This is a genomic window from Vibrio sp. S9_S30, from assembly GCF_014694455.1.
Classification (GTDB): Bacteria; Pseudomonadota; Gammaproteobacteria; order Enterobacterales; family Vibrionaceae; genus Vibrio.
Genome location: NZ_JAAUWT010000006.1, coordinates 151,959 through 167,530 on the forward strand (window position 1 = coordinate 151,959; position 15,572 = coordinate 167,530).

General features: G+C 45.0%; 11 protein-coding genes. 4 read left to right on the forward strand and 7 right to left on the reverse strand.

The genetic code is table 11. The features are described 5' to 3' along the window. Nucleotides 1–39: 39 nt before the first annotated feature. Nucleotides 40–1,461 carry an aminotransferase-like domain-containing protein gene (locus tag HC752_RS09190; protein ID WP_190334845.1) on the reverse strand — a complete coding sequence of 474 codons (1,422 nt, stop codon included), beginning with the start codon at nucleotides 1,459–1,461 and terminating at the stop codon, nucleotides 40–42. Between the two features lie 96 nt (nucleotides 1,462–1,557). Between HC752_RS09190 and HC752_RS09195 the strand changes: the two genes are divergently transcribed. After that, on the forward strand, nucleotides 1,558–2,466 hold the full coding sequence (locus HC752_RS09195; RefSeq protein ID WP_190334846.1) for a DMT family transporter: 909 nt from the start codon (nucleotides 1,558–1,560) through the stop codon (nucleotides 2,464–2,466). Nucleotides 2,467–2,569: 103 nt separating this feature from the next. Here HC752_RS09195 and HC752_RS09200 read toward each other — a convergent pair whose 3' ends face one another. Both HC752_RS09200 and HC752_RS09205 read right to left on the reverse strand, forming a co-directional pair. After that, a complete protein-coding gene (locus HC752_RS09200; RefSeq protein WP_190334847.1) occupies nucleotides 2,570–4,177 on the reverse strand; it encodes a hypothetical protein in 1,608 nt (535 codons plus the stop codon). Between the two features lie 11 nt (nucleotides 4,178–4,188). Beyond that, a complete protein-coding gene (locus tag HC752_RS09205) occupies nucleotides 4,189–5,361 on the reverse strand; it encodes a hypothetical protein (RefSeq protein WP_190334848.1) in 1,173 nt (390 codons plus the stop codon). Nucleotides 5,362–5,594: 233 nt separating this feature from the next. Between HC752_RS09205 and HC752_RS09210 the strand changes: the two genes are divergently transcribed. Next, nucleotides 5,595–6,209 (forward strand): LysE family translocator, encoded by a 615-nt coding sequence (locus HC752_RS09210; protein ID WP_190334849.1) that lies wholly within the window; start codon nucleotides 5,595–5,597, stop codon nucleotides 6,207–6,209. A gap of 496 nt (nucleotides 6,210–6,705) precedes the next feature. After that, nucleotides 6,706–7,245, forward strand: a complete 540-nt coding sequence (locus tag HC752_RS09215; protein ID WP_190334850.1) for a GNAT family N-acetyltransferase — start codon at nucleotides 6,706–6,708, stop codon at nucleotides 7,243–7,245. Nucleotides 7,246–7,527: 282 nt separating this feature from the next. Here HC752_RS09215 and guaD read toward each other — a convergent pair whose 3' ends face one another. The 4 genes from guaD to xdhA are packed head-to-tail and all read right to left on the reverse strand — an operon-like array spanning nucleotide 7,528 to nucleotide 13,592. Continuing rightward, on the reverse strand, nucleotides 7,528–8,853 hold the full coding sequence (guaD, locus tag HC752_RS09220; protein WP_190334851.1) for a guanine deaminase: 1,326 nt from the start codon (nucleotides 8,851–8,853) through the stop codon (nucleotides 7,528–7,530). A gap of 10 nt (nucleotides 8,854–8,863) precedes the next feature. Further along, nucleotides 8,864–9,721, reverse strand: coding sequence for a xanthine dehydrogenase accessory protein XdhC (xdhC, locus tag HC752_RS09225; RefSeq protein WP_190334852.1), 858 nt, complete (start codon nucleotides 9,719–9,721; stop codon nucleotides 8,864–8,866). A 27-nt stretch (nucleotides 9,722–9,748) separates the two neighbouring features. Next, nucleotides 9,749–12,151: a xanthine dehydrogenase molybdopterin binding subunit gene (gene xdhB / locus HC752_RS09230; protein WP_190334853.1), complete on the reverse strand. Its 2,403-nt coding sequence runs from the start codon at nucleotides 12,149–12,151 to the stop codon at nucleotides 9,749–9,751. Beyond that, on the reverse strand, nucleotides 12,144–13,592 hold the full coding sequence (gene xdhA / locus HC752_RS09235) for a xanthine dehydrogenase small subunit (protein WP_342029465.1): 1,449 nt from the start codon (nucleotides 13,590–13,592) through the stop codon (nucleotides 12,144–12,146). Before xdhA ends, xdhB begins: the two co-directional genes overlap by 8 nt. Before the next feature lie 728 nt (nucleotides 13,593–14,320). Here xdhA and HC752_RS09240 point away from each other — a divergent pair. Further along, nucleotides 14,321–14,941 (forward strand): heme-binding beta-barrel domain-containing protein, encoded by a 621-nt coding sequence (locus tag HC752_RS09240; RefSeq protein ID WP_190334854.1) that lies wholly within the window; start codon nucleotides 14,321–14,323, stop codon nucleotides 14,939–14,941. Nucleotides 14,942–15,572: the final 631 nt, after the last annotated feature.

Consider the following 15,572-nt stretch of genomic DNA (forward strand, 5'->3'; position numbering starts at 1 on the left):
CCACCTAACTACCTAACCGCGCCTCAATCAAAGGGCGTATTAGGCGTCGAGAAGTTTTGCGGTTAACCTCGCGAGCTCGGTTAATCCATTTTGCCAGCTTTTGTTGGGCTTAAACCTTGCAAAACTTAGCCTAATGCAATGGTCGTACTGTTTCGTTGTTGTAAACAGTGAACCGGGAAATAGGCTTATTTTACGCTCTGAGCAGGTTTCATACAGTAAGTCACTGTTCAAGTTTTTTGGAAATTCAATCCACACAATGTAACTGCCGTTAGACACATTCATGGAATACTGATCTTTAAGGCAATCGTGAGCATCCAGTGCTTGTGTTAACCAAGGTATGAACAGCTTTTGTTTTTTGGCGTAATGCCGACGAATTTTCATGAGGTGTTGGCGGTATTTGCCTGTCGATAAAAATTCACCGATGGCCGCTTGCATTAAATTCAACGACCCCATGTTGTCGCTCAGTAATCGCTTTTCAATGATGGCTCGGTGCTTTCCGGCAACAATCCATCCTAACCTTAAGCGTGAATCCAACGTCTTTGAAAGAGAGCTGCAATACACCACTCGATCTTTGGTGTCTAATGCCATAAGCGAAGGCAAGTGTGTGTCGAAGTACAGTTCACCAAAGACATCGTCTTCAATGATAGGAAGATCCCCAGTGACATCAAGAAGCCGTTTTCTGGCTTCCAGCGGCATCACAGAGGAGGTGGGGTTATTAAAGTTCGGTGTGACGAGCAGGGTTTTTATGGCCCATTCCTTTTGCGCGGTTATCACGGCGTCTACATCAATTCCTGTCACTGGGTGGCTTGGGATCTCGATGACTTTCAACCCCAGCGATTCCATTAAAAGCAAGTTCCCAAAATAGCCCGGCGACTCGACAGCGACGATGTCTCCGGGGGAGGTTAAAGCTTGTAAGCATAAACTGATCGCTTGCTGCGCACCGTGAGTGACCAAAATATCGGATTTTGTGCAGTCGATGTCGTTGTCTAGACAAAGCTTTCGGAGCTGGTCGACAAGCTTGTCGTTGCCTGGCGGGAGCTGGTAATGACAGGGGATATGAGCTTGGTAGCGGCTTTGCCTGCCTATTTCGGCGTACAATGAGCGAATGGCAGGAAAGTCGGTGTCGGGGTGCGCGCAACCCGCGGGCATGAGGTGAGCACCAAGAGGGGTTTTCAAAATAGACTTGGTTTTAGACAGCAGGTCAACGTAACCCGGTGCTTCGATGTGGGCATTGAGCGAGGGTTCCGATTCACCACGAACCCGATACCCAGAACGTGCTTCGGCGTATAAGATTCTCGCGGCTTCCAGCTCTTGATACGCTCGAATAACCGTGTTTCTTGATACCGACAGTTCAAGGCTTAGCGCTCTAATGGATGGGACTTTTTCACCGCTGATCCATCGATTTTTGGCAATTTGAGTATGCACATACTTAATAACGTCTTGGTATTTTTTGCTGTTCATCCGTTTGCCTTACTCAATCTGTACCCATTAATTTAGCCTTAACTGTACCTTTTTTGAATATCTGTATCCAATACAGTAAACCAAAAGGAGAAAGCTATGCCGTTAAGTCTTATACCGTGGGTATTTGTTGTGTTATGGGCCTCAGGATTTGTTGGATCTAAGTTGGGGTTGCAATTTACCGATCCTGCCACTTTGCTGACCGTTAGAACGGCATTGAATGTTGTCGTGTTAGGCGTGTTGGTCGTATTGCTTAAGCGTAAGGCCCTTAGCCCTAACAAGGCATTTCACGCCTGCATCTCTGGGCTTATGATTCACGGTATGTATCTTGGTGGCACCTATGTTGCTATTAAACTCGGAATGCCAGCCAGCCTGAGTGCCTTATTGGTGGGGTTACAACCGGTTCTAACGGCAGTTGTTTTGGTCTCGGTCGGTACTGCCTTTTTACGCTGGTATCAATGGCTGGGCTTAGCGCTAGGGCTCGTTGGGATCTTTTTGGTATTGAATGGAAAAATAGAATGGGTAGAGGCGACCAATCAAGGGGGGGCATTTTTCTCTATTGCTGTTGCTTTGATGGGAATAACGTTTGGCACGCTTTATCAAAAGAAATTCTGTAACGGGACCGATTTGGTGACCTGTGTGACTTGGCAATATCTCGCAGCGTTGATTGTTTTCACTATGGCTGCCTATGCTTTCGAACCGCTTATGATAGATTGGACACTGACGTTCGTCGCAACGCTGACATGGTTGGTCATTGTGGTTTCGGTATTGGCGGTGTTGCTGCTGCTCTATATGGTGGATCATGGTGAGTCAGAAAAAGTGGCGTCTGTATTTTACTTAGTGCCTCCTGTTACCGCCGTGCAAGCTTGGCTTCTGTTTGACGAGCGTTTCGATATGACCGGCGTGATTGGCTTCGGACTTGCCGCCTTAGCTGTCTATTTGGTCGGTGCGGGCAAACCGTCACCCGCTCCCTTAGAGGAAAGTAATAGATCCAAATTGGCTTCTTAAACGAAGCCTAACAGGCTTACGTTAGCCATTTGAATACCACCGCAGGCTAACGGTTAAGGTTGAGAAACTAAGGCTTAGAATCTAAGGCTTAGAATCTAAGGTTCTAAGGTTTAGGCTCAGGGCTCGTATCGTAACTAAGGCCTTGGAACGTCACCAGTCTCAACATATAGGGGTCTAATTTCTCTTGCACGGCTTTATCGACTTCGTCTTCCAACTGTTTTAGGTCGGTCTGGTTTTGGTTAAGTTTTTGCTCAAGCACTGACTTTTCCTCTTCCAATTTTATTCCGGCATTTATTGCGTTGGTGAGATTAGACCAAGCCGCCAATCGGCTACCATCGCCTTGAGAAAGCAACTTAGGATCGGCTTCTAATTGATTTTTCCAGTAGCTTTCCATGTCTGACAGCTTGTCTAGGTTTCGACTTTGGTGAGGAACGCATAAGCCGCTGCCGTCTCTTGTGTCTTCAGAGGCACTTTTTAGTGTTTTGCAAAGCTCTTCCAATTTGTCTTCCACGTTACCTTTTAGGACGGTCAGCTTTTCATTCAATTCATCACGATTATCCAAAGGTTTTCTGTTTTCAATGTCGGATTTTTTGTTGGCATAACTCTGTTTAACCTTTTCAAGGGTCGAGATCATTTCTTGCCTCAGGGACGCGACCTGCTTCTCTGATAGGGTGTTTGAAGTGCTGGATGAATCACCGAATGCAATGCTTTCCGCATACGCAATGAATCGCTTGGATTTATCAAGGCTTTCTAACGAAATGGAGGAGACATTCCCCGCCGCGAGCTTGGTGGCTGTGGAAAGCGCTTGAAAGGAAAGATCTTGGTACGCTTTCAACAATGCTTCGGGGTTGGAGTCGAAGCTTTTTAGTGACCAGTTTCCTATTTCATCTTTCACAAACGCTGTAGCGACGTCCCCCATACCTGAGCTATGGACATGGTTAATTCGTTGCCAGTATTGTTCATTTAACAAACCATCAGCCATGTTAGGCTTGGCAAAACCTGTTTTTCTACCGTAGTCACATTGCCAATTATTGGTTTTTGGGTCGGTTGACTGGTAGCAGTATTCGATAAACAAAGAAGGCGAAGCTTCAGCCAAATAGGCGCTCAAAGGCAGCAAATGGCGATCTTCTCCTTTAATTTGCTGCAATAGCAATTCGCTACGTGCCAGTAAACTGCGAGCAATCAAAGCCGTGTGTTCTGCGTTTTTTATTTCTGTCGCGGATGTTGTGATCTTGATTGGATTCGGTTTTTGATTGCCTTCTTGCCCTTTTCCCTTTTCAACGGTTGTTTTCGTGGCTTTTATCGATGTCCCTGTAATGGTTTGATCCAGTTCATACGTCGTGACTTTTTTACCATCATCGACGGTGTTCGTTACCTTCTTGTTTGAGCTTATGTTTGGCCACAATGCTCTAGAATAAATGTCCTGAAGTACTTTGCTGGCACATTTGGCATAGTTTTCTAATTCTGTTTTTAGAACGGCACTTTTGCTGAAAGTTAGAGATGTGAAGGACGACGCACACAATCCTTCCAACGAGCGACGTAAGACTTGTATTTCTTGCCATTGCACTTCTTTCGATTTGGACAGTGGACCTTGGTACACGTCTACCTCCACTTCCATGGAGCTTCCTTTATATGGGTTTACTAAGGTTTTTACGGCAACACAGCCTGAAAGTGCCGTGATTACAGAGAGTAAAACAATTAGCTTCGTCATTTTCATTCTCCCTAATCCTGATTATTGGTACTACCATTGGCATCTTTAAAAGACTGAATAAGGACGTCCAGTTTATTTTCCCATTCCTCTTTTGACTTGAGATAGGTGTTTTGCGACTCAAGTGCGCGTTGCACCTCTTGTTGAAAGGGTTTTTCATTGAGCCGAGTTTGACTGTGCGCTTGCGTCATTTTTTGAGATAGCTTCGTCATGGTCGAGATCAACGGCGCTTCTGAGGTATACATGGCGAGCAACAATCTTTCTTCTGGGTCAAAATGCTTCCAGCCTTCAGGACCAAGAATGAGAAAACCGTGATTTCGGGAAAAACCGGGTGGACAATCGCTGCGTGTGTAGGCGCTAGCCGATTGGACACTGGGTGAGTCGATGCGCTGTAATTTACTGTGGTGTTTTTCGATGGTTTTGGAGTCCAGAAGCTCAAAAAAGGGAGAGTTGAAAGAGCTAAAACTGAGGATATTGTTATCAAGATCTTTATTGATTTTGTCACGCTGATCATCATTTAGGTTTCGAAACGTTTCGGAATTTTTAATTTTTTTCGATTCTTCATTGGATAACTCGAAAGGTGGTTCCACTTTATTCCCATAAAGAAACCGGAATATTTCGCTTCGTGCATTTTCAAGCAACCCAAGTTGACGTTGATATGAGTCAATGAGTGTCTGATTTTTAACGTTATTTTTCGCCTGTTCCTTGTCTAGCTTTTCTGCGACGGTTTTTATTTCAGCATTGATGGTGTCTAACTTAGTTTGCTGTTCATTAGTGGTGTTAATGCTTGCGGTGCTGCCGACTGACGCTGTTTTTATTTCTTTGCTGGTTTTATCGTACATGACGTGAGTGGAGAAGGGGTCAATTTGATTTGCCAGCAGGGTTCCAGCTTCAAACTTCACCGCATTCCAAGGGTGCGCTTTACCCGTGAGTGTAAACCGATATAAGGTGTCGCTAAGCATGTAACCGTTATTGGTAGAGAGGATAGAGTCTTTTGCATTTCTTAGTATTCTTGGCTTGGGTGGTTCACAAGAATTGATCACTCGAAAGAAATAGTTGGTTTTAAATCGGACCCACTCATCTTTATTATCTGGTTGACTTCCCTCGCGCCATTTGACATTGGACGACATGCATCCTGTCAAAATGAACGTACAAAGAACGATTGAAAGTCCCGTTTTGCTGAACATCTCTGCCTCCGTGCAATTCGTTCAACTGCTTTGAGTTCCATGTAAGTCGATTGAATATTATAAATTCTTCCCAGTGCATATTTGTGAACAAAGTCTAATAAATTGCTGTAATGTTAAATTTATGTAAATTTTATGAGGGGAGAGGTTACAGCAATGAGTAAAGAAAACTTGCAAGCCAGCAGTGCGAAATGAGAGAGTGACACCGGAATCATAACGATATCAAAGGACGAACAATGACATTAAGCGTTTGGCTCTCTTTATTCGCGATTTGTTTACTGGGTGCGATGTCACCAGGACCAAGCTTAGTGACTGTCTCTAAGCATGCGTTAGCAGGTGGGCGAAGGAATGGTCTTGCGGCGGCTTGGGCGCATGCGTTTGGCATTGGGATCTATGCGTTGATTACGATTATTGGTTTGGCGGTTGTTTTGCAACAGTCTCCCATTGTGTTTAAAACCATCTGCTATTTGGGGGCGGCGTATCTCGCTTATCTCGGATTTAATGCTCTGCGTTCCAAAGGTGGGGTCGCGGCGCGTTTAGAAGCGGGAGAATGTGTGTCTGTTTTTACTTCTGCTCGAGAAGGTTTTTTAATTTCGATATTGAGCCCCAAAATTACCCTTTTCTTTATTGCTTTGTTTAGCCAATTTGTTGTGTTAGGAAACGAGCTGTTTAATCAAGTGGTGATTGTGGCCACCCCATTTATTGTGGACGGCTTGTGGTACACACTCATTACGTTGTTGCTCTCTATGCCTTTAGTGATCGACAAAATTCGCCAAAAAGCGGTATTTATTGATCGTATCTCAGGGATCATTCTGATTGGATTGGCAATCCGTGTTGTGTGGGTCGTTTAAGTTCACACTTTTTCTACTGCCCATCAGTCAGCTATGGCTTCAAGCTTGTTGGAATCCCCCTCTCATTTCTCTCATATCTCGGTGCTATCGAGCGTCCAAACCCATGCCAACTTTTTGGCCTATTTGGTTTGTTTGACCATATAGTCTTAGTTTTATATGGCTTTTAGCCTATCAAACTAGGTATATATGATTTTAATTTCTGTAAATGTAGTTATTTTAAGCAAATAAAGTGAATAATTCGGTTTGTTTTGCTTTACTGTAGTAGAAGCTAGTGAAGCAGTAGGAAACTGCGCTGTATTTAATGTTAATTGCGCGATACCCAAGCCACCTCAAGCAGCTTGGTTTAGTGAGAATTAACTGGCATTACACTCATGTGTTTTTAATGATGGGTTTTGTAAAAAGCGAAGACGTAGGCGCTTAAGTCATTCTCGCTTTTCTGCTCAAGTAATGAAAACCGTTGGTGTGGCATGGAGTACTGGCACTCAAGGAGGATAGAGTGGAATTAAGGCAAGCGAATTATCAAGATTACGAGCGAATTGCACACTTACACGCGAAAAGTTGGCAACAACATTATCGTGGTTTGGTGACCGATGCTTATATAGAGCAATACGCAGAAAACAATAGAGTCGTTGTTTGGCAAACACGTCTGACCAACCCATCGTTTAATCAAAACGTCCTCGTGCTAGAAAACGAAGGTGAACTGTGCGGGTTCATTTGCGTTTATGGTAACCACAATTTTGAATACGGAACCATTATCGATAACTTACACGTGGACTTGGCATATCAAGGACATGGTCTAGGCACTAAATTAATGTTAGAAGCGGCTAAGTGGGCGGAAAAATACTTCCCAGATTCAGGCGTTTATTTGGAAGTGCTGGAGCAAAATGTTGCAGCGAAACATTTCTATTTGGCACTTGGCGCAACGCAATCTCACTTGAGTGATTGGAGTGCACCATGTGGCAGTAAGGTGAAAGAAGCTGTTTTTACTTGGTCTTCACCTTCGGTGTTACTTAGGAAAGCCGAAACGTTTATTTAATGTACAGACGCTCAAACAAACGAAGGCGAGGGCTCAAGAGGTTTTGATCGAACCTAGCTGTAGAGTTTGTTGGTGGCTTAACTCGTTAAAGCAATGACATCGAACCGATAACAGTTCGTATCATCTGAATTAGGATCGGTTCGATAACCCCCCAATTTTAGGCGAAGAAACAACGATGCAAGGTTGCTTTTCTCGACCCTTCCAAATACAGCCACGATGGTTTTAGCCGTCAGTCGTTCGGTTAACAATATGGGCTGATCATGGGGTTTCACGAAGATGGGATCATCGATATTTATTTGGCGGCTCCGAAGCATAAACGCTTTTACCCATAATGTAGGTCTCACATACGGTTCTGTCGTCCCCTAGGCTCATCAACACAAACAATTTTTCGTCCAGCGTTTTGGTTTGGTTCATGCGAAATTTCATCAGGGGCGTGGCATGCAGATCCAACACCACAAAATCCGCCTCTTTGCCTTTTTCTAGGTTTCCAATTTTATCTTCTAGATGCAATGCTTTTGCCCCACCAAGTGTGGCTAAATAAAGCGATTTTATCGGGTGAAGCTTTTCTTGCTGTAACTGCATGACTTTGTAGGCTTCGCTCATGGTTTGCAGAATGGAAAAGCTGGTTCCTGCGCCCACATCGGTGCCCATGCCTACCCGAACCCCAAGTTTCTCCAGCTTAGATAACCGAAACAAACCTGAACCAAGAAAGAGGTTAGAGGTGGGGCAAAAGGCAATCGCAGATTGAGTCTCCGCCAACCGCTGGCACTCAGTATCCGATAAGTGAATACCATGAGCAAACACCGAGCGTTTGTGCAGTAAACCGTAGTGGTCGTACACATCCAAATAGCTCTTCCTTTCTGGGAAAAGATCCAGTACCCATTCAATTTCCTTTTTGTTTTCAGAAAGATGTGTATGCAGGTAAACGTCTGGGTACTCTTTTAAGAGCTTACCAACTGTAGCGAGTTGTTCGTTGGTGCTGGTGGGGGCAAATCTAGGCGTTACTGCGTAATGCAGACGAGCGCGTTGATGCCATTTTTCGATAAGGGCTTTGGAATCGGCGTAGCCCGACTCGGGGGTATCGGTCAGCGATTCTGGCGCGTTTCTGTCCATCAACACTTTACCCGCAATCATTCTGAGGTTCCGCTGCTCCGCTTCTTCAAAAAACACATCGACCGATTGTTTATGCACAGTGCCAAACACCAAAGCCGTGGTAGTGCCGTTGCTCGCTAGCTCGTCCAAGAACAGTTTGGCGACTTGCCGTGCGTAGTCGGGATCTTTGAATCTCAATTCCTCTGGAAAGGTGTAGTTTTCCAGCCAATCCAATAGCTGCTCACCATAAGAGGCGATCATCCCAGTTTGTGGGTAGTGAATATGGGTATCAATAAAGCCTGACGTGATCAGCTTGTTTTCAAACTGCGTTATATTGATAGAAGGTGGCAACGTAGGTAAGAGGGTGCTTGCATCGCCGATGTGATCAATGATGCCCTCTTTAACGACAATTATGCCGTCTTCAAAATACTGATACGAGTTTTCCAGCCCCACTTCCTGTGGATCGGCCACACTGTGCAGCACCGCGCTTCGAAAAGCATGCGTCGTGGTTGTCATGTTGCTTCCTTTAGATTGAAGCTTGTTTTTGCTGTGTGATGCATGGTTTTGTCTCGCATGAGCGCGTATTGCCTTGGTTGTTCGGTGCCGATTGTTCTGCTTGCTGGTAATGGGCGATGAGTTCGCCAGCGACCGACACGGCGATTTCCTCAGGTCGTTTCCCAGGGACATGGCGGATGCCGATGGGGCTGGTCATCTTGGCGAGCTGCTGATCGCTGTAACCTCGCTGTCTTAGCCGCATATCGAATTTTTTGCGCTTGGTCGATGAACCTATGACACCAAAATAGGTACTGTCTCCTCTATCAAGGATAGCTCTTGTGAGGTCAAAATCGAGTTGATGGTTGTGCGTCATGACCAGAAAGTAGCTGTTTTCATGAGCAAACGTCACTTCACCGACTGGGTCGTCACTGACAAGTTGCTTTATGTTTTCAGGCAGATGTGCGGGAAATTCATGCTCACGTTGATCGATCCACGTGATATCGAAATCCAGTGTGGCGATCACGTGGACCAGTGCCTTAGCAACGTGACCTGCACCGAATAAGTACAGGTGGCGCTGACGGGTGCCTATCGGCTCAAAACATAAGGTTGCCATTCCACCGCAACATTGCCCCAAGCGGGCTCCAAGATTAAAGGTATCGACTTTTACTTCGGTCGCTTTCTCTTCCAGCATGGCGCGACTCACCTGAGTGGCAATGTGTTCAAGATGCCCGCCACCAATCGTAGCAATCAGCCGGTCGGCGGTGATCAGCATCTTCGTTCCCGCGCCTCGGGGCACAGACCCGCGCTCATTTAGCACGGTTACCATCACACAAGGTTCGTTTGCGCTTTCGAGTTTTGCCAGTTCTTGAATCCAGTTGTCGCCGTACATGACGCATTCCTCTCAGTAAAGCGGTGACTAGGCCGTTTTCTTGCTTGCTTTTATTTTCGCGCTTTCACGCACTTTCTCTATCGCCATGAGTACCCGTTCTGGTGTGGCTGGCGTATCCAAGTGAGGACGGATGCTTCCACCTACGCCGTTTTCTTCAATGACGTATCGAATGGCATTTTTTAGCGCACTCCACACCGACATGGCGAGCATGAATGGCGGTTCACCTACGGCTTTAGAGTGGAAGACCGTATCTTCCGGATTTTGCCGGTTTTGCAGCAAATGCGTTCTGAAGTCGATGGGCATATCCGCCACTGCGGGAATCTTATAACTGGCGGGACCGTTAGTTGTCAGCTTGCCATCGTCATTCCAGACCAGTTCTTCCGTTGTCAGCCAGCCCGCGCCTTGCACAAAAGCGCCTTCAATTTGGCCAATATCGATCGCGGGGTTCAGTGAAGCGCCGACGTCGTGGAGTAGATCGGCGCGCAAAATTTTGTACTCGCCAGTTAAAGTGTCGACAATGACTTCTGAACAAGAGGCGCCGTAAGCAAAGTAGTAAAACGGCCTACCTTTGGCTTTTTCGTGATCGTAATAGATCTTCGGGGTGCGATAGAACCCAGTACTCGACAGCGAAATTTGGTTGAAGTACGCCAACTGAATGAACTCATCAAATTCGATGAGGTGTTCACCTGCTTGGATGATGCCGTTTTTGAATTGGATGTCTTCGGGGTTCACTTTGAAATGTTCGCTGGCGAAATTCACTAAGCGTACTTTGATGTGTCGTGCAGCATTTTGGGCCGCTTTGCCGTTTAAATCGGTGCCCGAAGACGCCGCCGTTGGGGAAGTGTTGGGGACTTTTTCGGTGTTGGTGGCGGTGATTTGTATGCGGCTGATGTCCACCTGAAATTCCTCCGCGACGATTTGCGCCACCTTGGTATTTAAGCCTTGTCCCATTTCTGTGCCACCGTGATTTAGGTGGATACTGCCATCGGTGTAAATGTGAATCAACGCCCCCGCTTGATTCAAGAAAGAGGCGGTAAAGGAAATCCCGAACTTAACTGGCGTGATCGCCAATCCTTTTTTCAGAATCGGGCTGTGTTTATTGAATTTGGCGATCGCTTCACGGCGTTGGTAGTAGTCGCTGCTTTCAATCAACTGTTCGGTGATGTCGGGCATGAAGTCGCTGTCTTCCACCGTTTGGAAATAATGGGTAACGTTGCGATCCTCTTTTCCGTAGTAGTTGGCTTGGCGTACTTCCAATGCGTCTTTGTTTAGGTAAGCGGCGATGTCGTCCATGATGTGTTCAATGGTCATCATGCCTTGCGGTCCACCAAAGCCCCGAAATGCCGTGTTGGATGCCGTATTGGTTTTACAGCGATAACCCGTTACCGTCGCATCACCTAAGTAGTAGGCGTTGTCTGAATGGAACATGGCGCGATCGACAATTGAGCTCGATAAATCGGGTGAATAACCGCAGTTACCAGCAACGTCGATCTCGATGCCTGTGAGGGTGCCGTGATCGTCAAACCCCACTTTATATCGGTTATAGAATGGGTGGCGCTTTCCCGTCATCATCATGTCTTCGGTTCGGAACAAGCGCATTTTGGTTGGGCGACCTGTTAGCTTGGCTATCACTGATGCCATACAAGCAGGGTAGGAGGATTGGGTTTCCTTTCCGCCAAACCCCCCGCCCATACGGCGTACATCAATCAGCACTTTGTGCATGGGAACGCCTAAAACGCTAGCAACCAACTTTTGGATTTCGGTTGGGTTTTGAGTGGAAGAATGGACGATCATGCCGTCGTCTTCAGTGGGCATCACCGTGGCGATTTGCGTTTCCAAATAGAAATGTTCCTGCCCACCCACATGCAAGCTGCCTTCAAGAACATGTTTGGATTGGGCAATGGCGGCGTTGGCATCGCCTCGCTTTTGCTGATGGGTAGCGGTGACAAATTGCTTTTTCTCTAACGCTTCTTCTATATCTAAAATGGCTGGCAGGATGTCATACTCAATAACCGCTGCATGCGCTGCTTTTCTTGCGATTTCAAGGTCGTTGGCGGCTACGGCAATCACAGGTTGCCCAACGTATTCGACTGTGCCGTCGGCGAGTAGAGGATCCCCTGGTAGGATCGCCCCAATATCTAGATTCCCGGGCACATCTTGGCTGGTAATGGCGATAGCAACGCCGTCGAATTCATAGCATGGCGTAAGGTCAATGCTGAGTATTTTGGCGTGTGCGTGGGGGCTTAGCAACGCATAGGCGTGAAGCTGATTCGGGAATTCCAATTTATCGTCGATGTATTTGGCTTCTCCTGTGACCTGCATGGCAGCACTGTCGTGTTTCACGCTTTTGCCTACCCCGGTTTCCAGGTCTTGTTTGAACAACGCCATCATTTCTTCGTGGCTCATGGATGTTTTCGGCGCGTTAGACATAAGAGGTTACCTGAGTTTCGATGGTACTGTTTGGGTGAACGGATTCTATATAGAAGCGTCGAAGCAGGTTTGCTGCACATAATGCGCGATATTCCTTGGTCGCACGGAAATCGCTGAGGGGCTCGAAGTCGTCCACCAAAGTTTTCATTGCCTTGTGTACCGTTTCTTCCGTCCAAGCTTCACCCAGCAGTGCTTGTTCGCAATGTGTGGCTCGTTTTGGTATTGCGGCCATGCCACCAAATGCGATGAGTGCTTGTTTCACCATGCCATTCTCTATGGTGAGATTAAACGCGCCACAAACGGCTGAGATGTCGTCGTCTAAACGTTTTGACACTTTGTATGCTTTGAACGTTTGTTCTGATGACAGAAGGGGAATATGGATAGATTCTATAAACTCACTGGGTTGCTGCACCGTCACTTTGTAACTTACGAAATAGTCTTCTAGTAACATGAGACGGGAAGTGTCGCCACGGCGCAGTGAGATTCGAGCCCCTAACGCGATGAGTAAAGGAGGCGTATCGCCAATCGGAGAGGCATTGGCAATGTTACCACCTAGGGTGCCTTGGTTACGCACTTGAAGAGAGGCAAATCGATGAAGCAATTCTCCGAAATCAGGAAAGTGTTGGGCGAGTGATTGGTAGGCGTTATTGAGTGTCACGTTCGCCCCCAGTATTAATCGATTGTCTTTCAGTTCACAGAGCTTCATGTCGGTAACCGTCGCGACGCTGATCAGGGTTTCGATAGGGCGTCTAAATTGGGTCACTTCCAGCGCAAGGTCGGTTCCGCCTGCAACCAACTTAGCACTAGGATGGCGTAAATACAGCGCAGCCAATTCGTCGGTGGTGGTCGGTAAGAAGGCATGGTGTTCGCCGCACTGCAATTTGCCTTCTTCACTCGACAGCGCAGTGAGCTTGGCAATGGTTTTTTCTTCCAAGTCCGAAAATTGGTCTTTGAGTTGTTGATTGCGGCTAAGCGACAGTGCCGCTTCAATGATAGGTCGGTAGCCCGTACACCGGCAAAGATTACCAGCAAGCGCTTCCATGACATCGTGTTTGGTTGTTGTGGGTTTATTCTTGATGAGTGCAAACATCGACATGATAAAGCCCGGTGTGCAAAAACCGCATTGTGAGCCGTGATAGTCAACCATCGCTTGCTGTATAGGGTGCAAGCTTCCCTCTGGGTTTTTTAGATCTTCTACTGTGATCAATTGCTTTCCGTGTAATGAGGAAACAAAAGTCAGGCACGAGTTTATAGATTGATAAACCAGCTTTCCGTTTACAACTTCGCCTAAAACAACGGTACAGGCACCACAGTCTCCAGAACCACACCCTTCTTTTGTTCCGGTTTTATGGAGTTGTGTCCGTACGTATTGCAAGACGGTTGTGTTCGGCGACACATCCTTAATGTGTTTCACTGACTGATTAAGCAAAAACGAAATCACGGTGTCTCCTAGCATCAAAACAAGCAATTAAAGCTGACCTATTGGTCAAGTTTTAATTAAATTGACTAATTGGTCAACATTTTGTTGACATTTTTGATACATTTATTTTCGATGCATTTATTGCGCTGTAGGGGGCAGTGAGTGGCGATGCAGCGTTGTGTTGATGCAGCGTTGTGTTGATACCCTCCAAGTGCTTAGAGAGAAGCTCTATTTTATGTTTTCAGGGTTGTTATATTTCAGTGTTTTTATATTAGGTATATCAGCTAAAGGAATAAGGCATGATTTAACATGAATGATTGGGTTATGGTTGATTTAAAGGATGGTTAACCATTATAAAGTTGAAATATTGTATAGAGTTGAAAGATTAGCCGTGTAATACACTACATTGAATAGTGGATACTAGTGATTGCCCATATTTAATGTTTTTTTTTCTTCTCTTTCCTTACTTTATTTTTCTAACGAGAACAATATTAAGTTGTTGATATTTATTGTTTTATTGTAACCTTTCAGGTTGATTTTGGTTTAAAGTAAATGAATTCAGGTTTGCTTATTTGTTTTTATAATATGAATATTTTTGTTTTTTTAAACTTTTATTCGTGAGGGAAATAAATAAATATTCGGTTACATTTATTTCTTTTGTAATTTAATTTAATTTATTTTTCTATGTATATTTGAGATTAAGGTTAGTGAATAATACCGCCCAAATAAACAGACATAGAGAAGTAATAATGAAGAAATATCTTGCAGTAGCAATGTCAGCGGCTTTATCTCTGCCAGCGGCAGCGGCTCATACAGACATTGATGGGATGGACTTTGGTCCATTGGCATCGCTTGTCGGCACATGGAAGTCGGTCGAATCAGGCGGTGTGGACATTGCACCTGCACAGAAGGGGACTCCGCAAGGTGAAGGTGCTCCAGCGGTAACGCCATTTTATGAAGTGATAACATTTGAAGTGGCCGCTGATGCAGTTAATGCGAGCTCGCAAAGCCTTGTTGCTCTGTATTATAAGCAAGAAGTGTTCAGAAAAGCAGACGACTCCAAGTTTCACGATCAGCGTGGCTATTTTATTTACGATGCTGAAAACCAAGTTGTTTACAACTCTTTCTGTGTACCTCGTACCACGTGTGTAACGGCAGAAGGGCAAGCAGGTAAGCAGATGACACTTACCGCATCTGAGCGTGGGATTGCGGAATCCAATTTTATGACGAACAATGCCACCACAACGGGCTTCTCCATGACGCTCTCAATTGAAGATGAAAAACTGACTTACTCGCAAAATACGGCTTTGACTATTTATGGAAAAGCGATGGCGCACACGGATACCAGTACGTTGTATAAAGTGAAGTAACACGCATACCTGAAATTGTCAGAAGAGTAAAAGCCCCCATATTTTATTGGGTGCTTTTTTTTTGTGTGTAAGAAGAGTGCCTAAAATAATATGCATAAGTATTTGGGGTTATTGTTAAGGCAAAAGCGTTACAATATTCGGGGTATGGGCTAATTTTATTATAAATCTCTTCAACCATTTCTTTATCCTAATAAAAATGGAATCCCAGACAGTGACGCTGTAATTAAGGAGGGTTGTTTTCATATCTTAATTATTTCAGGTTAAATATCAAAAGTGAGCTCTTTTGGAAATGTTTCTTTGACTTTCTACCTACATTATTTCATGTTTTGTTATAATATAACATAGCTATTGATGTGGATTTTAATCTATTTTTACAGTGTTATCTCTACGTTATCTTTCAGGTGTTTTTAAATTAAAATAAGGTCAAGTTGTTGTTTTTTAAGGTTATTTTATTATATTTTCAATTGTTTTAGTTCAGTGTTCTAGAGATTATTTATGCCCAATTTCAAGAAATTTATCATTTCATTAAATTCTTTTTTTGATATCCATTCCTTCTTTGCAAAGAAGGGATAAATCAACGAAAATAAGCGAGTTTGTTATTTGCATTTATAAAATTCTACAATCATATTAT